The organism is Achromobacter sp. (assembly GCF_049647645.1).
In the GTDB taxonomy this organism is placed as follows: domain Bacteria; phylum Pseudomonadota; class Gammaproteobacteria; order Burkholderiales; family Burkholderiaceae_B; genus Achromobacter.
The window spans coordinates 1-21,417 of record NZ_JBARYB010000065.1 but is presented as its reverse complement, the minus strand read 5'-3'; the positions used below and the strand labels follow the sequence as shown (position 1 = coordinate 21,417).

At 65.1% G+C, this 21,417-nt stretch carries 17 protein-coding genes and 2 pseudogenes; 18 read left to right on the top strand and 1 reads right to left on the bottom strand.

Annotation, left to right across the window (positions count from 1 at the left end; genetic code table 11):
• The 4 genes and pseudogenes from WBB14_RS07525 to aspT (WBB14_RS07510) form a co-directional block, all read left to right on the top strand.
• Positions 1–142, top strand: a pseudogene (locus WBB14_RS07525) (electron transfer flavoprotein subunit alpha/FixB family protein); the annotation flags it as partial.
• Positions 143–335: 193 nt separating this feature from the next.
• A complete protein-coding gene (aspT, locus tag WBB14_RS07520; protein ID WP_424239278.1) occupies positions 336–2,027 on the top strand; it encodes an aspartate-alanine antiporter in 1,692 nt (563 codons plus the stop codon).
• 104 nt (positions 2,028–2,131) lie between these two features.
• Positions 2,132–3,955, top strand: coding sequence for a bifunctional aspartate transaminase/aspartate 4-decarboxylase (locus WBB14_RS07515; protein WP_424239277.1), 1,824 nt, complete (start codon positions 2,132–2,134; stop codon positions 3,953–3,955).
• A 37-nt stretch (positions 3,956–3,992) separates the two neighbouring features.
• A complete protein-coding gene (aspT, locus tag WBB14_RS07510) occupies positions 3,993–5,693 on the top strand; it encodes an aspartate-alanine antiporter (RefSeq protein ID WP_424239276.1) in 1,701 nt (566 codons plus the stop codon).
• Here aspT (WBB14_RS07510) and WBB14_RS07505 read toward each other — a convergent pair.
• Positions 5,690–6,625 (bottom strand): LysR substrate-binding domain-containing protein, encoded by a 936-nt coding sequence (locus WBB14_RS07505; RefSeq protein ID WP_424239275.1) that lies wholly within the window; start codon positions 6,623–6,625, stop codon positions 5,690–5,692. The two genes, aspT (WBB14_RS07510) and WBB14_RS07505, sit on opposite strands and share 4 nt — an antisense overlap.
• A 94-nt stretch (positions 6,626–6,719) precedes the next feature.
• On the opposite strand from WBB14_RS07505, the gene WBB14_RS07500 reads away from it, so the two are divergent.
• From WBB14_RS07500 to WBB14_RS07435, 14 genes and pseudogenes are all read left to right on the top strand, one after another.
• A complete protein-coding gene (locus tag WBB14_RS07500) occupies positions 6,720–7,925 on the top strand; it encodes a CaiB/BaiF CoA transferase family protein (RefSeq protein WP_424239274.1) in 1,206 nt (401 codons plus the stop codon).
• Positions 7,922–8,689, top strand: coding sequence for an enoyl-CoA hydratase/isomerase family protein (locus WBB14_RS07495; RefSeq protein WP_424239273.1), 768 nt, complete (start codon positions 7,922–7,924; stop codon positions 8,687–8,689). Before WBB14_RS07500 ends, WBB14_RS07495 begins: the two co-directional genes overlap by 4 nt.
• 65 nt (positions 8,690–8,754) lie before the next feature.
• Entirely contained in the window at positions 8,755–9,732 is a 978-nt protein-coding gene (locus WBB14_RS07490; protein ID WP_424239272.1) for a tripartite tricarboxylate transporter substrate-binding protein, read from the top strand.
• A gap of 10 nt (positions 9,733–9,742) precedes the next feature.
• A complete protein-coding gene (locus WBB14_RS07485; RefSeq protein ID WP_424239271.1) occupies positions 9,743–11,569 on the top strand; it encodes an acyl-CoA dehydrogenase in 1,827 nt (608 codons plus the stop codon).
• A 148-nt stretch (positions 11,570–11,717) separates the two neighbouring features.
• Positions 11,718–12,359, top strand: a complete 642-nt coding sequence (locus WBB14_RS07480) for a peroxiredoxin (RefSeq protein ID WP_042792543.1) — start codon at positions 11,718–11,720, stop codon at positions 12,357–12,359.
• A 255-nt stretch (positions 12,360–12,614) separates the two neighbouring features.
• A complete protein-coding gene (locus WBB14_RS07475) occupies positions 12,615–13,610 on the top strand; it encodes a sulfate ABC transporter substrate-binding protein (protein ID WP_424239279.1) in 996 nt (331 codons plus the stop codon).
• Between the two features lie 24 nt (positions 13,611–13,634).
• Entirely contained in the window at positions 13,635–14,525 is an 891-nt protein-coding gene (cysT, locus tag WBB14_RS07470) for a sulfate ABC transporter permease subunit CysT (RefSeq protein WP_424239270.1), read from the top strand.
• Positions 14,522–15,421, top strand: coding sequence for a sulfate ABC transporter permease subunit CysW (gene cysW, locus WBB14_RS07465; RefSeq protein WP_424239269.1), 900 nt, complete (start codon positions 14,522–14,524; stop codon positions 15,419–15,421). Before cysT ends, cysW begins: the two co-directional genes overlap by 4 nt.
• A gap of 25 nt (positions 15,422–15,446) precedes the next feature.
• A complete protein-coding gene (locus WBB14_RS07460; RefSeq protein WP_424239268.1) occupies positions 15,447–16,511 on the top strand; it encodes a sulfate/molybdate ABC transporter ATP-binding protein in 1,065 nt (354 codons plus the stop codon).
• Positions 16,508–17,251, top strand: a complete 744-nt coding sequence (locus WBB14_RS07455; RefSeq protein ID WP_424239267.1) for a phosphoadenylyl-sulfate reductase — start codon at positions 16,508–16,510, stop codon at positions 17,249–17,251. Before WBB14_RS07460 ends, WBB14_RS07455 begins: the two co-directional genes overlap by 4 nt.
• A 41-nt stretch (positions 17,252–17,292) precedes the next feature.
• The gene (cysD, locus tag WBB14_RS07450; protein WP_424239266.1) at positions 17,293–18,201 is read left to right on the top strand and encodes a sulfate adenylyltransferase subunit CysD; all 909 of its coding nucleotides are present in this window, start codon (positions 17,293–17,295) and stop codon (positions 18,199–18,201) included.
• A gap of 41 nt (positions 18,202–18,242) precedes the next feature.
• Positions 18,243–19,541, top strand: coding sequence for a sulfate adenylyltransferase subunit 1 (locus WBB14_RS07445; protein ID WP_424239265.1), 1,299 nt, complete (start codon positions 18,243–18,245; stop codon positions 19,539–19,541).
• Positions 19,542–19,752: 211 nt separating this feature from the next.
• Entirely contained in the window at positions 19,753–21,102 is a 1,350-nt protein-coding gene (locus tag WBB14_RS07440) for a PA0069 family radical SAM protein (protein WP_424239264.1), read from the top strand.
• Positions 21,103–21,175: 73 nt separating this feature from the next.
• Positions 21,176–21,417, top strand: a pseudogene (locus WBB14_RS07435) (hypothetical protein); the annotation flags it as partial.

Sequence of the window (21,417 nt, the reverse complement as noted above, 5' to 3'; positions counted from 1 at the left end):
CCAGCACTTGGCCGGCATGAAGGATTCGAAGGTCATCGTGGCCATCAACAAGGATCCGGAAGCGCCGATCTTCGGCGTGGCCGATTATGGCCTGGTGGGCGATCTGTTCCAGGTCGTGCCTGAACTGACCGGCGCGCTGTAAAGCAGAACGCGCTGCCGTACTGAAGGCCCGCCAGCTTTGCGCTGGCGGGCCTTTTTGTTTGACGTCAGGATCACACATGTTTTGATTTCAATATCTCAAATCTTTTGATTTCTCGAAGGATTCTGATAATGTGTTTCGCGCGCAGCTAGATACGCGCAAGTGCTTGACCTGTACAGAACGAAGGAGATTCGGGATGGAATGGTTCTTTGACACTCTGCGAAAATATCCGGAACTCGCGATATTCCTTACCCTGGGTCTCGGGTACTGGATAGGCGCCAAGAAAATTTTCGGATTCAATCTGGGAGCCGTGACTGGCACGCTGCTGGTGGGTGTGCTGGTGGGACAGCTCAATATCACGATCGCTCCCGTCCTCAAGCAGGTTTTCTTCCTGCTCTTCCTCTTCGGTCTGGGTTACGGCGTCGGACCGCAGTTCTTCCGAGGGATGAAAAGCGATGGCCTTCCCCAGGTCATCTTTGCCGTCATTATTTGCGTGATCTGCCTGTTGGTGACATGGGCGACAGCCGTAGGCTTCGGCTTCGATGCCGGCACCGGCGCGGGCCTGTTGTCAGGGGCCCAAACCATTTCCGCGGTCATGGGCGTGGCGACGGACACCATCAACGGCTTGGGCATAGACGCAGCTACCAAAAAGAAATGGATCGACAGCATTCCTGTCGCCTACGCGGTCTGCTACATCTTCGGCACGGTCGGAAGCGCCTGGATCCTGGCATCCCTGGGCCCGAAGCTGATGCGCGTGGACATCGTGAAGGAGTGCCAGGAATACGAAGCCAAGATGTCCGGCGGCGCCGACTCGATGGAACTGTCGGGCTACCGCAAGTTCATTGCGCGCGCCTACAAGCTGGACCGCGAGGAATTTGTCGGCAAGACGGTGGGAGATCTGGAGTCCCGCTTCGTCGAGGCTCGAGTGTTCGTGGAACGCATCCGGCGCGGCGACCAGATCATCGACAGCGATGCCAAGACGGTGCTGCAGCAGGGCGACATACTGGGCGTGACCGGTAGGCATGACGCGCTGGTCACCCAGGCCGCTGGCATCATCGGCACCGAGGTCGAGGACCGCGACCTGATCAGCATGCCCGCCGAGGTCGTCGAGGTCGTGCTGACCAACAAGAACATCGCCGGCAAGACCATCAAGGAAATCGCGGACAGCGAAGCAGGCCGCGAACTGGGACGCGGCGTGTTCCTGCGCAAGGTCGTGCGCGGCGGCCACGACATGCCGGTCAACTGGGGCCTGAAGCTGGACCGCGGCGATCGTTTGTTCGTACTGGGCGCCAAGCGCGACGTTGAGCGCGTGGTCGGCCGGCTGGGCTACGTGGACCGCGCCACCAGCCAGACCGACATGGTCTTCGTCGGTTTCGGCATCCTGCTCGGCGGCCTGTTCGGCTCGCTGGTGCTGACCGTGGGCGGCGTTCCCGTCACCTTATCGACCTCCGGCGGCGCGCTGATTTCCGGCCTGATCTTCGGCTATCTGCGCTCGGTGCATCCGACCTTCGGCCGGGTGCCGGAACCGGTGCACTGGTTCCTGACATCGGTGGGGCTGACGACGTTCGTTGCGGTCGTGGGCATATCTTCAGGGCCGGGATTCGTGCTGGGCTTCCAGCAATTGGGCGCCAAGCTCTTCATCGCGGGCATCATCGCCACCAGCGTTCCGATGATCGTGGGCGTGTACATTGCGCGGTACGTATTCAAGTTCCATCCCGCCATTGCGTTGGGAGTCTGCGCCGGAGCCCGGACCACCACCGCGGCCATCGGCCAGATCACCGAAACGGCGAAGAGCCAGGTGCCCGCCCTGGGCTACACGGTTCCCTACGCCATCGGCAATACCCTGCTCATTATCTGGGGGATTGTCATCGTCATGCTCATGTCCTAGCAGAACGCCCCGCAAGCCCCGCGCTTGTGGGGCGTTTTGCAAGCGCGCCGGCCCGGCCGGCGACGCTCAGCGCCTGTCACCACGCAAACCAGGAGTACTGAACAATGGCTTCCACCGCGCCTCTCACCGTCAGCCTGGCCTCGGCCTTGAAAACCACCCGTTCGCGCCAACGCGACCTCGAACAGCTTTCTCCGTTTGAACTGAAGGACTATCTGATCACGCTGGCCAAGGACAACCAGCAAACCGCCGCGCTCACCATGTTGAACGCCGGCCGCGGCAACCCGAACTGGATCGCCACCGAACCGCGCGACGCCTTCTTCCTGATGGGCCAGTTCGCGATGAAGGAGGCGCGCCGCGTGCGCGACGAATCCATCCTGGCGGGGATGCCGGCCAAGAAGGGCTGCGCCGATCGGATGCGCAAGTTCCTGTCCAAGCATAAGGGCATGGACGGCTACGACTTCCTGGTCGGCGTGCTGGAATACGGCGTCACGGTCAAAGGGTTCGACCCCGACGCTTGGATCCATGAACTGACGGACAGCATCATCGGCGACAACTATCCCGTGCCGCCGCGCGCGCTGGTCCATCTTGAACAGATCGTGCACGATTACCTGATCAAGGAAATGTGCGATGGTCGCCCGCCCAAGGGCAAGTTCGACCTGTTCCCGGTCGAAGGCGGCACGGCCGCCATGTGCTACATCTTCGATTCGCTGATGCAGAACGGCTTGCTGAAGCAGGGCGACACCATCGCGCTGTTCCTGCCGACTTTCACGCCCTACATCGAGATCGCGCATCTGGAGCGCTTCCAGTTCAAGATCGTGCCGATCAACGCCAGCAGCTTGCGGGCCGACGGCACCCATGACTGGCACTATCCGGTGTCCGAAATCGCCAAGCTGGAAAATCCCAAGATCAAGCTGGCGGTCACGGTCAATCCCAGCAATCCGCCATCGGTGGCGTTCAATCCGGTCGAGATGAAGCAGATCGTGCGCCTGATCCGCAAGAACCCGGACCTGGTGCTGGTGACCGACGACGTGTACGGCACCTTCGTGCCGAACTTCCGCTCGCTGATGGCCGAGGTGCCGCACAACACGATCTGCGTGTATTCGTTCTCCAAGAACTTCGGCTGCACGGGATGGCGCCTGGGCGTGATCGCGACCCATGAAAAGAACACCATGGACCGCCGCATCGCCGAACTGCCCGCCTCGTGGAAACAGCGCTTGAACAAGCGTTACGGCGCCATGACGATGGAGCCCGAAAAGCTCAAGTTCATCGACCGGCTGGTGGCCGACAGCCGCAATGTCGCGCTGAACCATACCGCGGGCCTGTCCTTGCCCCAGCAAGTGCAGATGGGCTTTTTCGCGCTGTCGCACCTGATGGACCTGAAGGACTCCTACAAGCACCTGACGATGAAGATCGTGCGGGCGCGGCGCGATGCGCTGTGGCGCGGCCTGGGCATCCCCATGCCGCCCGAAGATCCGATGCGCGCCTGGTACTACGTCGAGCTCGATTTCATGGTCTGGGCCAAGATCACGTACGGCGAAGCGTTCTGCAAGTACATGACGTCCAACTACGAGCCGGTCGATTTCCTGTTCCGGCTGGCGGAGAAGTCCGGCGTGGTGCTGATGGACGGCGGCGGCTTCGGCGGTCCGCCCTGGTCGATCCGTGTGTCGTTGGCGAACCTGGACGATGGCGATTACGCCAAGATCGGCAAGCACATGGTCGAAGCCGCGACCGAGTACGTCGAGGCGTGGAAGGCCGGCGAACTGGTGCGTTCGGGTCCGAAGGCCGGTAAGGGCCAGACGGTGAAGGCGCCTGCGGCCAAACGCAAGGCAGCGGGTAAGACCGCGACCGCCCAGAAGGCAGTGAAGAAGGCTGTGAAGAAGGCCGGCACGGCGGCGAAGTCGGCCAAGAAGGCCGCGGTGCGCAAGTAGGCAGGCAGGGCAGCAACCTCCAGGGCGACATGACGACATGACTTGCACGGTCGGCTTTTTCAATAGCGTTCCCATCGCAGTGCTGTTCGTGACGGTGGGGCTGGGATACCTGATCGGCAAGTTGAAAGTCGGGCCGATTCAGCTGGGCGGCGTGTGCGGAACGCTCATCGTCGCCCTGCTGATCGGCCAGACGGGTTGCCAGATGCGCGGCGACCTGAAGGAAGTCGCGTTCGCCCTGTTCATCTTCGCAATGGGGTATTCGGGCGGGCCGCAGTTCTTTGCCAACCTGAACCGCTCCAGCCTGCGGTACATCGCGCTGCCTCTCATCGAAGCCTTGCTGGTGCTGACGATCGTGCTGACCGCGGTGCCGCTATTCGGCCTGGATGCAGGCACCGCGGCGGGCCTGGCAGCCGGCGCGGCGACCGAGTCGGCGGTGGTCGGCACCGCCGCCGAGGCGCTCAAGCATTTGGGCCTGGCGGATGCCGAGGTCCAGCGCATGGAAGCCAACATCGCCACGGCCTACACGCTGACCTACCTGGTGGGTCTCATCAGCATTGTGTTTTTCACCAGCCAGATCGCGCCGGCGCTGTTGCGCATGAATCTGCGCGAAGCTTCCAAGGCGCTCGAGGAAAAGCTGGGCGTGTCGACCGGCGACGGCGAGGAAGCGACCATGTCGACGCTGCCGCGGCTCGTGGGACGTTCGCACGTTGTCAAGGACGCGGATGGCAAAAGCGTGGCCGAAGTGGAGGCCGCGCTTGGCGGGCGCACGGTCATCAGCCGCATCCTGCGCAATGGCGAGGCGGTGGATGCCACGCCGGACGATCTGCTAGCCACTGGCGACATCGTGGTGGTGCTGGGCTTGCGGGGCTTCGCGCTGCGCGCGGGCACGGTAGTCGGGCCCGAGATCCAGTTGCCGGAAGCGCATGCCGACGACCTGCAGCTCAGCGAGCTGGCCGTCATCGTCAACAAGAAAGCCGTCAACGGCCATACCGTCGGGGAATTGGCGAAGCGGCCGAACGCCCGCCGTGCGCGCGGCGTCTTCCTGCAATCCATCGTGCGTTCGGGCCATTCATTGCCGATCACGCTGTCCACCGTGGTGCAGTATGGCGACCTGGTCACGCTGGTCGGCGCCGAGCCTGAATTGTCCGAAGCCGGCGCGGCCCTGGGCAACGAACTGCGGCGCAGCGGCGTGACCGATCTGGTGTTCCTGGCTTTCGGCATCCTCGCGGGCCTGATGATCGGCAGCCTGAGCGCGCGCCTCTGGGGCATCCCCGTGTCGCTGGGCAGCGGCGGCGGGGCGCTGGTCAGCGGCCTGGTCTGCGGCTGGATCAACGCCAAGCGGCCCGCGATCGGCCATATGCCGGACCATGCCGTGCAATTGTTGAAGGACCTGGGGTTGGCGGTGTTCGTGGCTTGTGTCGGTTTGTCGGCCGGCCCCGAGGCCATTGCGCTGATCCGCGAACATGGCGCGGTGCTGCCGCTCATCGGCTTGCTGGTTTCGTTGGGGCCGGCATGCCTGTCGCTCTGGGTGGGCCACAAGATCCTGAAGATCGAAGGCCCCCTGCTGGTTGGCGCCATCGCGGGCCAGCATGTCAGCACCCCGGCCATCAGCGCCATCCTGACATCCAGCGGCAGTTCCGTACCGTTATTGGGCTACACGGTGACATACGCCATCGCCAACGTGCTGCTGCCGGTGCTGGGGCCGATCATTGTGTCGCTGGCGCATCATCTGGCCTAACGGGGGCTCTGCCGCAGCAGCGCGCATCCCTGCCAGGTCTGATCGTCGATCAGACGCTTTATTTCGTCCTTGCACAGATCGATGACCCGGCTTACCGCTGGCGTGGGAGGCAGGCTCTCGCTGGCGCAGAGCACCAGTTCACGCGACAGGGTTTCGTCTAGCGCGTGCGCCACGATCGATCCTTCCGCGATTTCAGGTTGGGCAGCCGAGGAGGGCAGTATCGTGGCGGCCATCCCGCTGCGCACCGCGGGAACGAGGATCGCCGAAGTGCTCGCTTCGGCGAACAGATTGCAGGTCAGGCCTGCCGTCAGAAAAGCATGGTCCAGGCGCGCGCGCAGCGTATTGGGCAGGCTGGGCAGGACCAGCGGCAAGGCGGCGAAGTCCGCAATGGCCAGGGTGCGGTGCGGCAGGGGTACGCTGGCATGGGCCAGCAGGAACAGGCTTTCGCGCAGAAGCGGCGTGTGCAGCAGGCCCTGGATGGGTTGCTGGTCCGGCGACAGGGAAAAATCGATGCGTCCCTGCAGGACCAGCTTGGTCAGGTCCGCGCTGGGCACGTCGACGATTTCCAGCACCACCGAGGGCAGTTCCGCCTTGGCGCGGCGCATCAGCGGCAGGGCCAGCATGCGGGCGGTGCTGGAGGCCAGTCCGATCGATACCGTGCCGGTGACCTGATCCGTGGTCTTGGAGAGCAGGCTGCGGGTGCTGTCGACCTGGCGCAGAATGGTTTGCGCATGCCGGTACAGCAGCAAGCCTTCCGCGGTGGGCTGCGCGCCCTTGACGCCCCGCACCAGCAGCGAGACTCCCAGGCTTTGCTCCAGCAGCGCCATCTGTTGGCTCAGCGCCGGTTGCGCCACGTGCAGGCTTGCGGCCGCGCGGGTCATGTTGCGCATTTCAACGACACGAACGAAGTATTTGAGTTGGCGCAGATTCATTGATAAGAGAATCTTATGGATGGATCGGAAAATAGTATTTTCGGTGCTCTTGAGGCGCTGCCTAGAATGGGCCTCGCATCAAGGGAGAACGAATATGAGTCTGCCGTTGGCAGGGTTGAAGGTGCTGGATCTGACCCGAGCGCTTTCCGGGCCGTTCTGCACAATGATTCTCGGAGACCTGGGCGCCGAAGTCGTCAAGGTGGAGCCCATGCCGGCGGGCGAAATGGCGCGGCAATGGGGACCCTTCGAAGAAGATATAAGTGTTTATTATCTTAGCGCCAATCGCAGCAAGCAAGGCATAGGCGTGGACTTCCGCAAGCCGGAAGGGTTGGCGCTGCTGCGCAGAATGGCCCTGGAGTCCGACATCGTGGTCGAGAACTTCAAGGTCGGAACCATGGACGCCATGGGCCTGGGCTACGAGGCGCTGGCGCAAGAACGGCCGGAGCTGATCATGGCATCGATCTCCGGTTTCGGCAGCAAGGGGCCGGCGCGGGACTGGGCCGGCTTTGACCAGGTCGCGCAAGGCTATTCCGGCTTCATGAGCCTGACCGGCTCGCCGGAGTCGGGGCCGATGCGAGTGGGCGTGGCCGTCGGCGACCTGACCGCGGGCATGTGGCTGGCGATAGGGATCCTGTCCGCCGTCGCGCAGCGTTCGTCGACCGGACGCGGGCAGCACGTGGAAACGTCGCTGCTGGCTGGACTCATGGCGCTGCTGAGCGTCCAGGGCCAGCGCTATCTCAGCAAGGGGGAAATCCCCGAACCCTGCGGCAACGTGCATCCGGTCATCGCGCCGTACGGCACCTTCGAGACCGCGGACGGTCCGCTCAATCTGGCGCCGGCGACCCAGGCGATGTGGGTCAAGCTCTGCGGCATACTCGGGCTCTCCCATCTGGTGTCCGACGAGCGCTTCCTCACGAACGCGGAGCGCATGCAGCACCGCTATGCATTGAAGCAGGAGCTGGAGGCTGGCCTCAAGCGCAAGACGCGCATGGAGTGGACCGCGCTGATGATCGAGGGCGGCATTCCCGCCGGACCCATCAATACCCTGGAGGACGTGTTCGCCGATGCACAGGTGCAGGCCTGCGGACTGGTACGCACCCTGGACCACCCGCTGCTGGGCGAGCTGCGGCAGGTGGATCTGCCTCTGGGCCTGAGCGCCGCGGGTACGGCAAGCCGCCGCGCCCCGCCCGTCTTCGGCCAGCACACGCGTGAAGTGTTCGCGCGCTACGGGATCGTGGATGCCGAGATCGATCGCCTGTTGGCGGACGGGGTGGCGCATCAGGCGGAGGTCTACGCATGACGGCGCCTTCCGATACGCCCAGCTTGTCCATCAATGGACTCGTGGCCACCATCCGCCTGCAGAGGCCTGGCCATGCCAACCGGCTCGGTCCCCAGGACCTGGCTGTCCTCAGGGAGCACCTGGACCGGATCAATGCGGACGACGCGGTAAGGGTGCTGCGCTTCCAGTCCGAGGGCAAGTATTTCTGCAGCGGCTATGACATTTCGTCCCTGGCATCGGACCAGGCGCCCAGTTCCCTCTACTTTGGCCAGACCATGGACCTGATCGAGGCGGCGCGGCCGGTGACGATCGCGGCGGTCCAGGGCGGAGCCTATGGCGGCGGCACCGACCTGTGCCTGGCTTGTGATTTCCGCATCGGCACGCCGCAGGCGGATATGTTCATGCCGGCCACGAGGCTGGGCCTGCACTTCTACGCCGGCGGCATGTCGCGCTATGTGACGCGGCTCGGCCTGGACCAGGCCAAGCGGCTGTTCCTGACCGCGGAAAAGCTCCAGGCCGAAGAAATGCTGCGCATCGGATTCCTGACCGAACTGGTGCCGGAGGAGACGCTGACGGCCCGTCTGGACGCCCTGAGCGCGCAGATTGCGGCGATGGCCCCGATTCCGCTGTTCGGCGTGAAGGCGCATCTGAACCGCATCGCGCGGGGCGAACTCGATCTGGCCGGAATCGAGCAGGCGGTATTGCGTTCCGAGCGGTCCCGTGACCTGGCCGAAGGCGCGACGGCCTGGAAGGAGAAGCGCGGGCCGAATTTCACCGGCTGCTGACGCAGCCGGCGCATGAGCAGAGAGCCGCGCCACAAGCGGCTCCGATTCCATCAAAGGAGACACCGATGAAACCCGCTATTGCCGCCTGCGGCGCCGTGCTTGCCGCTGTTGCCACCTTGTCCACGATGTCCGGGGGCGCGCATGCCGCCGCTCCTTACCCCTCCAAGCCCCTGACGCTGGTGATCGGATTTCCACCCGGCGGCGGGGCGGATCAGGTGGGCCGCGTCTATGCGAACGCGCTTGCCAGACAGTTGAAGCAGCCGGTCGTCGTCGAAAACCGCCCTGGCGCAGGGTCGACCATCGGTGCCAGCCTTGCCGCGCGCGCCGCCGCCGACGGCTACACGCTGTACCTCGGCAATTCCAGCGTCATGGGCAGCGACAGCGCGCTGTACAAGGTGGATTACACGCCGGACAGTTTCGTGCCCGTGGCGCAGCTCACCACCGGTCCCATGGTGCTGATCGCGAACGCCAAGCTGGGGCTGAAAGACGTGCAGGACCTGATCGACCGCGCCAAGAGCAAGCCGGGGTCCATCAACGTCGCGTCATCCGGCAACGGCGTCATCACGCACTTGGCGGCGGTCGAGTTCATGACGCTCTCCGGCGTTAAGCTGATGCATATTCCCTTCAAGGGAGGGGCCGCCGCGGCGCAGTCCGTGGCTGCGGGCGATACCGATGTCTCGTTCGCCACGGCGCCATCGGCCAAGTCGGTGATCGACACCGGCAAGGTGGTGGCGCTGGCGGTCACGTCCGGCCAGCCTTCCCGGCTGCTGCCCTATCCTCCCATTTCGCAGACCGTGCCTGGCTATGACGTTTCCAACTGGTGGGGCATCTTTGCCCCCAAGGGTACGCCGCCGGAAGTGCTGAACACGCTGTTCAAGGCCAGCAGTGAGGTGCTGGCTCTGCCCGACGTGCAGCAGGGCATGGCCGCCGGCTATGAAGAAGTGACGCCGTCCGCGTCCCTGGCCGCGTTCGGGGACTATGCCCGCAAGGAAGGAGGCAAGGGTTTAAGATTGGCCAAAGAAAGCCTAGAGACTGCCAATTGATGGAGACCCCATGCCCTACGTAACCCCGCTGCAGGACTTCCGCTTCGCTTTGAACGAGCTGGCCGGACTCGGCGAAGTTTTGAAGCTCCCCGGCTTCGAAGAGGTCACGCCGGATCTGGTGGATGCCATCCTGGAAGAGAACGGCCGCTTCGTCGAACAGGCCGTGGCGCCGCTGAACGTGCCGGGCGACACGCAGCCGCCGGTATGGAAAGACGGCAGCGTCACCACCACGCCGGGCTATGCGCAGGGTTTCAAGGACTACGCGGCGGGCGGCTGGCAGGGCTTGCAGCATCCCGTGGCCTGGGGCGGGCAGGGGCTGCCCAAGCTGGTGGCGGCGGCGCCGGGCGAGAACATCCAGGCGGCCAGCCTGGCGTTTTCCTTGTGCCCCATGCTGACGGACGGCGTGATCGAGGCCTTGCTCACCGTCGGATCGGAAGCGCAGCGCAAGCAGTACGTGCCGCAACTGATCGGCGGCAAGTGGACCGGCACCATGAACCTGACCGAGCCGCAGGCCGGCTCGGACCTGGCGCAGGTGGCGACCCGCGCGGTAAAGCAGGATGACGGCAGCTACCGGCTGAGCGGCCAGAAGATCTTCATCACTTATGGTGACCACGATCTGGCCGAGAACATCATCCATCTGGTGCTGGCGCGCACGCCGGACGCGCCCGCCGGGGTGAAGGGCATTTCGCTTTTCATCGTGCCCAAGTTCCTGGTGCAGCCGGACGGCAGCCTCGGCAAGCGCAATGACGTCTGGTGCGCGTCCCTCGAGCACAAGCTGGGTATCCACGGCAGCCCGACCGCCGTGCTGCTGTATGGCTCGGACAAGGGCGAAGTGGGAGAGGGCGCCATCGGCTATCTGGTTGGCGAGCAGAACCGCGGCCTGGAATACATGTTCATCATGATGAATGCCGCCCGCTATTCGGTCGGGCAGCAGGGCATAGGCGTATCGGAACGGGCCTACCAGCACGCGCTGGCCTACGCGCGCGACCGCGTGCAGGGCCGCGCCATCGAAGGGTCGGTCGGCCCCGTGGCCATCGTGCGCCATCCGGACGTGCAGCGCATGCTGATGACCATGAAGGCGCTGACCGAGGCGGCGCGCGCCGTGTCCTACGTGACCGCGGCGGCGCACGACAAGGGCACGCATCATCCGGATCCGGAGCAGCGCTCGCGCAACCGGGCTTTCTACGAGTACATGGTGCCTATCGTCAAAGGGTTCTCGACCGAGACCGCGGTAGAGGTCGCATCCTTGGGCCTGCAGGTGCATGGCGGCATGGGCTACATCGAGGAGACCGGGGCGGCGCAGTATTACCGCGATGCGCGCATCCTGCCCATTTACGAAGGCACGACCGCGATCCAGGCCAATGACCTGGTCAGCCGCAAGACGCAGCGCGACGGCGGCGCCACCGCGCATGCGGCGATCGCGGCGATGCGGGAAACGCTGCGCGCCGTCGAGGCCGAGGCGACGCGGGCGTCTGCCGGCGAGCGCGACGGACTGCGCCTGTTGCGCGACAACCTGGACAGCGCCATCCAGGCCTACGAGGCCGGGGTGGCGTTCATCCTGGAACAATCGCCGACCAACATCAGGGCGGTCTATTCCAGCAGCGTGCCGTATCTGATGCTGGCTGGCGTGGTGCATGGCGGCTGGCAGATGGCGCGGGCCGTGCTGGCCTGCCGGCGCCACCTGGCCGCGGGGTCCACCGATCCGTTCCACGCGGCCAAGTTGGCGACCGGATTGTTCTACGCAGCCCACATCCTGCCGCGCGCGCTGGCCCTGTCGGCCGCGGTGCGCGCAGGCGTCGTCGCGGACGCTTGCGGCACAGGGTTGAATATTGCATAAGGTTATATGACTTGCGTATTTCCTCGGCTAAAGGTTTGATGGAAGAATCGTTTCGTAGACGCTAAGCTGCGTCATGAAACGCTGTTCCTGCGCTGCCCGCTGCGGCGGGCGGCCAGTCCCCAACCTGCATCCGCACACAGGAGAGACCATGAGTCATCTACGCCTGGGCGACACCGCCCCTGATTTCGAACAGGAATCCTCGGCAGGCCCGATCCGCTTCCATGAATACCTGGGTAACAGCTGGGGTGTCCTTTTTTCGCACCCGGCCGATTTCACGCCCGTCTGCACCACCGAGCTGGGCTACACCGCCAAGCTGGCCGATGAGTTCGCCAAGCGCAACGTGAAGGTGCTGGCCCTGTCGGTCGACGGCACCGATTCGCACACCAAGTGGATCGAGGACATCAACGACACGCAGTCCACCAAGGTCAACTTTCCGATCTTGGCCGACAAGGACCGCAAGGTGTCCGAGCTTTACGACATGATTCACCCGAACGCCAACGCCACGCTGACCGTGCGCTCGGTGTTCATCATCGACCCCAACAAGAAGGTGCGCCTGACCATCACGTATCCGGCCAGCACCGGCCGCAACTTCAACGAGATCCTGCGGGTCATCGATTCGCTGCAGCTGACCGACAGCCACAGCGTGGCCACGCCGGTGAACTGGGAAGACGGCGACGACGTGATCATCGTTCCGTCGCTGCAGGACGAGGCCGTGATCAAGCAGAAGTTCCCCAAGGGCTACAAGGCCGTGCGCCCCTATCTGCGCATCACACCGCAGCCGAATAAGTAAATTCGGAAACCGCGGGGCTGGTCCCCGCAGGCAGCCGCCGTCTTCCCCATGGGGAGACGGCGGTTTTTCATTGGAGCGCGTGCAGGGCCGGGGCAAATTCCCATTGCTGGGACAGCGGTCCTATATGCCTGCGAGCGATGAGCAACCAAATAATGATTCGTTCCGTTCAGAACGCCCAGCCAGCACACTTGCTTCCACATTGCCGAACACAGGGAGCAAGGGATGTCTTTCAGGAAAGCCGGTTGGTTGGCCGCCATGGCCGCAGTGACGGTGTCGTTTGCCGCGATCGCGCCGGCACAGGCGCAGCAGAAACAGACGCTCTTGAATGTCTCGTATGACCCGACCCGCGAACTGTATCGCGCCATCGACGACGCGTTCATCAAGCAATACAAGGAAAAGGCCAACGTCGACCTGACCATCCGCCAATCGCACGGCGGTTCCGGCCGCCAGGCGCGCTCGGTCATCGACGGCCTGGAAGCCGACGTGGTGACCCTGGCCCTGGCCTACGACATCGACGCCGTCGCCGACCGTGGGCTGCTGCCCGCCGACTGGCAGGCCCGCCTGCCGCAGAACAGCTCGCCCTATACCTCCACCATCGTGTTCCTGGTGCGCAAGGGCAACCCCAAGCAGATCAGGGACTGGGACGACCTGGTCAAGGACGGGGTGCAGGTCATCACGCCCAACCCCAAGACCTCGGGCGGGGCGCGCTGGAACTACCTGGCCGCCTGGGCTTACGCGCTGGAGAAGAACGGCGGCAGCGAGGACAAGGCGCGCGCCTTCGTCGGCGACCTGCTCAAGCACGTGCCGGTGCTGGACACCGGCGCGCGCGGCGCCACCACCACCTTCGTGGAGCGCGGGGTGGGCGACGTGTTGCTGGCCTGGGAGAACGAGGCTTTCCTGGCGCTTGAAGAACTGGGCCCGGACAAGTTCGACATCGTAGTGCCGTCGCTGTCCATCCTGGCGGAACCGCCGGTGGCCGTGGTCGACAAAGTCGTGGACAAGAAGGGCACCCGCGCCGCGGCGCAGGCCTACCTGGAATTCCTCTACACGCCCGCCGCGCAGGAGATCATCGCCAGGAACTACTACCGGCCCATCGACAAGACCGTGGCCGCCAAATACGAAAGCAAGTTCCCCAAGGTCAAGCTCGTGACCATCGACGACAAGATCTTCGGCGGCTGGCGCAAGGCGCAGAAGGATCACTTCAGCGACGGCGGCACCTTCGATCAGATCTATCTGCCGCAAAAGAAATAAGCACATAACGATCGGACGATGGCCATGACTACAGCCTCGAACCCGGCGGCAAGCGGCGCGCAAGCGCCTTTTGCCTTTCGGCGCAACAGCCCGGGCGTGCTGCCCGGATTCGGCATCTCGATGGGCTACGCGGTGCTGTACCTGAGCGTGCTCGTGCTCATCCCGCTGGCGGCCTTGCCGATCAAGAGCGCGGGGCTGGGCTGGCAGGGCTTCTGGGACACCGTGACCGCGCCGCGCGTCGTGGCCTCGTACCAGCTGACCTTCGGCGCGTCGTTGATCGCGGCGCTGGTGAACCTGGTGTTCGGCACGGTGGTGGCCTGGGTGCTGGTGCGCTACCGCTTTCCGGGCAAGAAGATCCTGGACGCGCTGGTGGACCTGCCGTTCGCGCTGCCCACGGCGGTGGCGGGCATCGCGCTGACCTCGCTGTATTCCCAGAAGGGCTGGCTGGGCGGGCCCCTGGCCGAATGGTTCGGCTGGAAGGTGGCGTTCACGCCGCTGGGCATCGTCATTGCGCTGATCTTCATCGGCGTGCCGTTCGTGGTGCGCACCGTGCAGCCCGTGCTGGAAGACGTGGAGCGCGAGATCGAGGAGGCCGCGGCCAGCCTGGGCGCCAACCGCTGGCAGACCATACGCCGGGTGCTGCTGCCCATCATCATGCCGGCCTTGATGACCGGCTTTGCGCTGGCCTTTGCGCGTGCGGTGGGGGAGTACGGCTCGGTGGTCTTCATCGCCGGCAACATGCCCATGGTGTCCGAGATCACGCCGCTGCTGATCATCGCCAAGCTCGAGGAATTCGACTATGCCGGCGCTGCCGCCATCGCCACGGTGATGCTGGTGTTGTCCTTTGCGCTGCTGCTCGTCATCAATCTGCTGCAGGGCTGGCAGGCCCGCCGCAACCTCGGGAGGCTGGCATGAGCGCCGCGGACCGTCCCGCCCATCTGACCGAGCCGCGCTGGGTGCGCGGCGTGTTGCTGTTCATCGCGCTGGGATTCCTGACGCTGTTCCTGCTGGTGCCGTTGGCGGCGGTTTTCGCCGAGGCCTTCAAGAAGGGCTGGCAGCTGTACCTGGACGCCATTGTCGAACCCGACGCGCTGGCCGCCATCCGCCTGACGCTGCTGGTTGCGGCGATTGCGCTGCCGCTGAACCTGGTGTTCGGCGTGGCTGCGGCCTGGGCCATCACCAAGTTCCAGTTCCGCGGCAAGCAATTCCTGATCACCCTGATCGACCTGCCGTTCTCGGTGTCGCCGGTGGTGGCCGGGCTGGTGTTCGTGCTGCTGTTCGGCACCCAGGGCTGGTTCGGCGGCTGGCTGCAGGAGCACGACATCAAGATCGTCTATGCCGTGCCAGGCATCGTGCTGGCCTCGCTCTTCGTGACCTTTCCGTTCGTGGCGCGCGAGCTGATTCCGTTGATGCAGGCGCAGGGCAGCGAGGAAGAGCAGGCGGCGCTGACCCTGGGCGCGAGCGGCTGGCAGATCTTCTGGCGCGTGACGCTGCCGAACATCAAGTGGGGCCTGCTGTACGGCGCCATCCTGTGCAACGCGCGGGCCATGGGCGAGTTCGGCGCGGTATCGGTGGTGTCCGGGCAGATCCGTGGCCTGACCAACACCATGACCCTGCACGTCGAGATTCTCTACAACGAATACCAGTATTCCGCGGCGTTCGCGGTGGCGTCCTTGCTGGCCCTGCTGGCGCTGGTGACGCTGTTGGCCAAGAACATCGTCGAGTGGCGCAATGCGCGCTTTCTGCAAGCCGCCGACCAGCCGGTCGAGTACCCCGGCCAGGTGGCCGCCATCAAGCCGGCCCTGGCGTGACGCGGCGGCCCGAAGGAGACCAAGCATGAGTATCGAAGTCCGTAATCTATCCAAGCGCTTCGGCCAGTTCCGGGCGCTGAACGACGTTTCGCTGCATATCGAAACGGGCGAACTGGTTGCGCTGCTGGGGCCATCTGGCTGCGGCAAGACGACGTTGCTGCGGATCATCGCGGGGTTGGAGTCGGCCGATTCCGGCAGCGTGCTGTTCGCGGGCGAAGACGCCACTGCGGTGGACGTGCGACAGCGCCAGGTCGGTTTCGTGTTCCAGCACTATGCGCTGTTCAAGCACATGACGGTGTTCGAGAACGTGGCCTTCGGCCTGCGCGTCAAGCACCGTTCGCAGCGCCCCTCGGAAGACATAATCCAGCGCAAGGTGCATGACTTGCTGGGATTGGTGCAGCTGGACTGGCTGGCGGACCGCTATCCGGCGCAGCTCTCCGGCGGCCAGCGCCAGCGCATCGCTCTGGCGCGTGCGCTGGCCGTGGAGCCGCGGGTGCTGCTGCTGGACGAGCCCTTCGGCGCGCTGGACGCCAAGGTGCGCAAGGAATTGCGGCGCTGGCTGCGCCGCCTGCACGACGAACTGCACGTGGCTAGCGTGTTCGTCACCCATGACCAGGAAGAAGCGCTGGAAGTGTCCGACCGCGTGGTGCTGATGAACTCGGGCCGCGTCGAGCAGGTCGGCACGCCGCGCGAGGTCTGGGAAGAGCCGGCCACGCCGTTCGTCTACGGTTTCCTGGGCGACGTGAACCAGTTGCAGGGCTTCGCCACGCGGGGCATCTGGAACGGCGCCGGCCTGTCCTTGCCGGCGCCGGAACTGGCGCAGGCCGAAGCCCAACGCGCCACTGCCTACGTGCGGCCGCATGAGCTCGACGTCGAGCGCTACCGCGCCGGCGTCGACGGCATTCCGGTGCGCCTGGCGCATGCCTACCTCGCCGGCCCCAGCGCCTATCTGGAACTGACCAGCGAGGATTCCGACGCCATCATCGAGGCCGAGGTGCCCGAATCCCTATACCGGGAGTTGGGCCTGCGCGATGGCGAAATCCTGTTGGCGCGTCCGCGGCGGGCGCGCATTTTCGCGACGCAATCATGAGCGCTACCGATCTTTCCCTTGAATTGGAGGCAGGCCTCGCGGCGCGCTGGCGCGACCTGGGCTTGCGGCTGGCCGACGTGCAGCGGCGCTACCCGGACGCCGCGCTGGCGTCCTCGTTGGCGGCCGAGGACATGCTGCTGACGCACGCCATCTACAGCGCGGGGCTGAACCTGGAGGTCTTTACGCTGGACACCGGCCGGTTGCATGCCGAGACACTGGGCGTGCTGGACAGCGTGCGCGAGCGCTATGGCCGCGAGGTCACCGTGTACCGGCCGGTGGCTACCGCGGTCGAGCAGCACGTCGCGGAGCACGGCGCCTATGCCTTCTACGAAAGCGTGGAACTGCGCAAGGCCTGTTGTCAGATCCGCAAGGTCGAGCCGCTCAAGCGCGCGCTCGCGGGACGCGGCGCCTGGATCACCGGGCAGCGCCGGGAGCAATCCACCACCCGCGGCGAATTGCCGCTGGAAGAGGCCGACAACACGTTCGGCCTCTACAAGTTCAATCCGCTGGCGGAGTGGAGCGAGGACGAGGTCTGGTCCGCCATCCGCACCCTGGGAATTCCCTACAACCCGCTGCATGACCAGGGCTACCCATCCATAGGCTGCGAACCCTGTACGCGTGCCATCCGCCCGGGCGAGGACCTCAGGGCAGGGCGCTGGTGGTGGGAGTCGTCGGACTCCAAGGAATGCGGCCTGCACGCGGGCAACCGGGTCATCAGCATCGCGGCGCGCGCCGATTGATGCGACCCACGAATTCGAAATCTGTTTTAGGGGAAGTGCATATGTCTGCTGTGATCCAACGCAGCCACCTGGATTGGCTGGAATCGGAAGCCATTTTCATCCTGCGCGAGGTGGCCGCCGAAAGCGAAAAGCCCGTGTTGCTGTTCTCGGGCGGCAAGGACTCCGTGGTGCTGCTGCGCCTGGCCGAGAAGGCCTTCCGGCCGGGACGCTTTCCGTTCCCGCTGATGCATATCGATACCGGCCACAACTTCGACGAAGTGATTGCCTTCCGCGACGCGCGCGCATCTGAACTGGGCGAGACCCTGATCGTGCGCAGCGTCGAGGATTCGATCGCGCGCGGCAGCGTGGTGTTGCGCCGCGAAACCGATTCGCGCAATGCCGCCCAGGCGGTCACGCTGCTGGAGGCGATCGAGGAGTTCGGCTTTGACGCCTGCATCGGCGGCGCGCGCCGCGACGAGGAAAAGGCCCGCGCCAAGGAACGCATCTTTTCGTTCCGCGACGAATTCGGAAAATGGGATCCGAAGGCCCAGCGCCCGGAACTCTGGAGCCTGTTCAACACCCGCGTGCATCGCGGCGAGAACATGCGCGTCTTCCCGATCTCGAACTGGACCGAGCTGGACGTCTGGCAGTACATCCAGCGCGAGCAGCTGGCGCTGCCGTCGATCTACTACAGCCATGAGCGCGAGGTCGTGCGCCGCAAGGGCCTGCTGGTGCCGGTCACGCGGCTGACGCCGCCGCAGGAGAGCGAACAGGTCGAGCGCCTGCAGGTGCGCTTTCGCACGGTGGGCGATATCTCCTGCACCTGCCCGGTGGCGTCCGATGCCGCCGACACCATGGCCATCATCGCCGAGACCGCGGTGACCGACATTACCGAGCGCGGCGCCACGCGCATGGACGACCAGACTTCCGAGGCCTCGATGGAGCGCCGCAAGAAGGAAGGCTATTTCTGATCGCATGACACGCCGGCATGCGCCGGCGACCAGGGACGCACATGAACGCACTAAACGATTCTTTTCTTTCAGGCGCCGACACGGGCGTGCTGCGCCTGATCACCGCAGGTTCGGTGGACGACGGCAAGTCCACGCTGATCGGCCGCCTGCTGTATGACAGCAAGGGCGTGTTTGCCGACCAGCTGGATGCGATCTCGCGCGCCAAGCACAAGCGCGTGGCGGGTGACGGCATCGATTTCTCGCTGCTGACCGACGGCCTGGAGGCCGAGCGCGAGCAGGGCATCACCATCGACGTGGCCTACCGCTATTTTTCGACGCCGGCGCGCAAGTTCATCATCGCCGATGCCCCGGGGCATGAGCAGTACACGCGCAACATGGTCACAGGCGCGTCGACCGCGGACGTGGCCGTCATCCTGATCGACGCCACCCGAGCAGCCGACGGCGTGCTGCTGCCGCAGACCAAGCGGCACAGCACCATCGCGCGCCTCTTGGGCATCCGCCACATCGTGGTGGCGGTCAACAAGATGGACCTGGTGGAGTGGGACCGCGCCGTGTTCGAGCGCATCCGCGACGCCTATGCCGACCTGGCGGGCAAGCTGGGCATCGAGCACTTCGATGCGCTGCCGCTGTCGGCGCTGAACGGCGACAACGTCGTCACGCTGTCGCCGCGGACGCCGTGGTACGACGGACAGCCCTTGCTGGCGTTGCTGGAATCGCTGGATCTTGCCAGCGACGGCCGTGCCTTGCCGCTGCGCTTTCCAGTGCAGTGGGTGGCGCGCCATGACGGCAACCGCAAGGACGACTTCCGCGGCTATGCCGGCCGCGCCGCGAGCGGCGTGCTGCGTCCGGGCGATGAGATCGCGGTGCAGCCTTCGGGTGTGACTGCTGTCGTGCGCGAGGTGCGCGCCTTCGATCGCGCGCTGGATGAAGCGGTGGCGGGCGATTCGATCACACTGGTGCTGGACCGCGACGTGGATGTGTCGCGCGGCGACGTGATCGTGCATGCGTCGGCGCCGGCGCAGGTCGCGCGCGAGTTCGAAGCGGAGTTGTGCTGGCTCGATGCGCAGGCCTTGAATCCGGCGCGCAAGTATCTGCTGAAGTCAGGCACGCGCCTGACCTCGGCGAAGATACGCGCGGTGCTGTCGCATCGAGACATCCACGAATTGCAGGAAGTGGAGAACACCGAAGGCACGCTGCGCATGAACGATATCGGACGCGTGACGCTCACCACGCGCGAGTCGCTGGCGGTCGATCGGTACGCCGATGTGCCCGCGACGGGCGCCTTCATCCTCATCGACGAGGCCACGCACCAGACTGCGGCGGCGGGCATGTTGCGATAAACGGCAAGAGGCCGGAAAACAACGGATTTCCGGCCGCCCAGAACCTGTTGTTTTTCCGCTAGATTCAATGTTGGCGCGGCTTTCCGCGCGATCTCGTCTGGTGAAAACGATTTGTCCGGACGGCGTCGGCGTCTTGCGGTAAAGTGGGGTTGTCTTACGAAAAGGCTTTTGGTGCTTGTCAAAACCACTGTGTTTTTGTACAGTAGTTTTCATGGCACGCACCGATCATTCTTTTCCCGCCGGTTCTGGGTCCCCGGCTGCCGCCCCCGCCGCCTTGCGCGGTCGGGGTGCGGTTACTAATGTTCGGCATCGCTTTCAGCGCGATGACCGCGTGCAGGTCGACGACGGCTGGGCCTCCTCCGGTCTGCCGGCCGACTTCGTAGAATCCGTCCCCGATAATTTTCCCGATACGGCCTCCAGCCAACAAGCTGACGCACGGGTCATTCCCATCGTGCCGGACACACGTATCGAGCCCGCCGCTCCCAAAACCACGGTCACCGCCGAAGAGGCGCGCAAGATGTTGTCGCGCAACGATTCGCCGGACATCCCCTTCGACGTGGCGATCAATCCGTACCGAGGCTGCGAGCATGGCTGCGTTTATTGCTATGCCCGACCCACCCATTCCTATCTGGGCCTGTCCCCGGGGCTGGATTTCGAAACCCGGCTGGTGGCCAAGGCCAATGCGGTGCAGGCCCTGCGCGCCGAACTCGCCCGGCCCGGCTACAAGCCCTCTCCCATCAACATCGGTTCCGCCACGGACGCCTACCAGCCCATCGAACGCGAATGGCGCCTGACCCGCGGCCTCCTGGAGCTGATGCTGGAAACCCGCCATCCGCTCACTATCGTCACCAAGAACGCGCTGGTCGCCCGCGACCTGGATCTGCTGGCCGCGCTGGCCGAGCAAAAGCTGGTGGTGGTGTACATGAGCATCACCACGCTGGACGCCGGCATGGCCCGCACGCTGGAGCCGCGCGCCGCCGCGCCCTGGCGCCGGCTGGAAGCCGTGCGCAGCCTGACCGACGCCGGCGTGCCGGTGGGCGTGTTGGTGGCGCCCATCATCCCGTTCATCAACGACGAGTCCATGGAACACATCCTCCAGGAGTCCAAGGCGGCTGGCGCGCACTATGCCAGCTATACCGTCTTGCGCCTGCCCTGGGAGGTCAAGACCCTGTTCGAAGATTGGCTCAACGTCCACTTTCCGGATCGGGCCCAGCGCGTGCTGCATCGCATCGAAGACCTGCGCAATGGCCGCCGCAACGACCCGAATTTCGGATCGCGCATGCGCGGAACCGGCGTCTGGGCTGATCTGTTGCGCCAGCGCTTCACCCTCGCCACGCGCAAGCTGGGCTTGAACCGCCATCGCCTGGCGCTGGACTGCGACCGTTTCCTGCCTCCCGCCGCGCCTGCCGCGAAGGTGGCCGATTTCCTATCCCCGGTTGGCGCGCAAGCGTCTTCAGGGGTCCCTTTTTCCGCCGTATCGCCCGCAGCCAGCGGCGCGCACGGGCGCGCTGCGCGCCAGTTGCAAGCCATGGCTGCAGGCCAGTTGTCATTGTTCGATTGACCGCCGGCTGCCGCCGCGCATGCCTGCCGGGGGGCTACGCCCTGGCGCTGGACCGTCTTTGCTAGGAGTTCCCATGAGCACCGCTGATATTTCCGTCTTGTCGGACGACCTCGTCGTCACGCTGAACCCGCTGCGCCGCGGCACGCACCGCGCCCGCGCCTGGTGCGCCAAAGTGGCTGGCATGGCGATCCCCTGGAATACGCCCGCGGCCGATGTCGAACCGCGTCGTCGGGCTCGGCCCGGCTCCGGACCCGCGCGTTGGCCGTTCCCGCCTGTGCCCGCCGAAGGCGGTGCGCTGGCCGGCCAGGCTGTGGT

Coding starts and splice junctions, on each gene's coding strand:
- aspT (WP_424239278.1), top strand. CDS start 336: ATGGAATGGTTCTTTGACACTCTGCGAAAATATCCGGAACTCGCGATA.
- WBB14_RS07515 (WP_424239277.1), top strand. CDS start 2,132: ATGGCTTCCACCGCGCCTCTCACCGTCAGCCTGGCCTCGGCCTTGAAA.
- aspT (WP_424239276.1), top strand. CDS start 3,993: ATGACTTGCACGGTCGGCTTTTTCAATAGCGTTCCCATCGCAGTGCTG.
- WBB14_RS07505 (WP_424239275.1), bottom strand. CDS start 6,625: ATGAATCTGCGCCAACTCAAATACTTCGTTCGTGTCGTTGAAATGCGC.
- WBB14_RS07500 (WP_424239274.1), top strand. CDS start 6,720: ATGAGTCTGCCGTTGGCAGGGTTGAAGGTGCTGGATCTGACCCGAGCG.
- WBB14_RS07495 (WP_424239273.1), top strand. CDS start 7,922: ATGACGGCGCCTTCCGATACGCCCAGCTTGTCCATCAATGGACTCGTG.
- WBB14_RS07490 (WP_424239272.1), top strand. CDS start 8,755: ATGAAACCCGCTATTGCCGCCTGCGGCGCCGTGCTTGCCGCTGTTGCC.
- WBB14_RS07485 (WP_424239271.1), top strand. CDS start 9,743: ATGCCCTACGTAACCCCGCTGCAGGACTTCCGCTTCGCTTTGAACGAG.
- WBB14_RS07480 (WP_042792543.1), top strand. CDS start 11,718: ATGAGTCATCTACGCCTGGGCGACACCGCCCCTGATTTCGAACAGGAA.
- WBB14_RS07475 (WP_424239279.1), top strand. CDS start 12,615: ATGGCCGCAGTGACGGTGTCGTTTGCCGCGATCGCGCCGGCACAGGCG.
- cysT (WP_424239270.1), top strand. CDS start 13,635: ATGACTACAGCCTCGAACCCGGCGGCAAGCGGCGCGCAAGCGCCTTTT.
- cysW (WP_424239269.1), top strand. CDS start 14,522: ATGAGCGCCGCGGACCGTCCCGCCCATCTGACCGAGCCGCGCTGGGTG.
- WBB14_RS07460 (WP_424239268.1), top strand. CDS start 15,447: ATGAGTATCGAAGTCCGTAATCTATCCAAGCGCTTCGGCCAGTTCCGG.
- WBB14_RS07455 (WP_424239267.1), top strand. CDS start 16,508: ATGAGCGCTACCGATCTTTCCCTTGAATTGGAGGCAGGCCTCGCGGCG.
- cysD (WP_424239266.1), top strand. CDS start 17,293: ATGTCTGCTGTGATCCAACGCAGCCACCTGGATTGGCTGGAATCGGAA.
- WBB14_RS07445 (WP_424239265.1), top strand. CDS start 18,243: ATGAACGCACTAAACGATTCTTTTCTTTCAGGCGCCGACACGGGCGTG.
- WBB14_RS07440 (WP_424239264.1), top strand. CDS start 19,753: ATGGCACGCACCGATCATTCTTTTCCCGCCGGTTCTGGGTCCCCGGCT.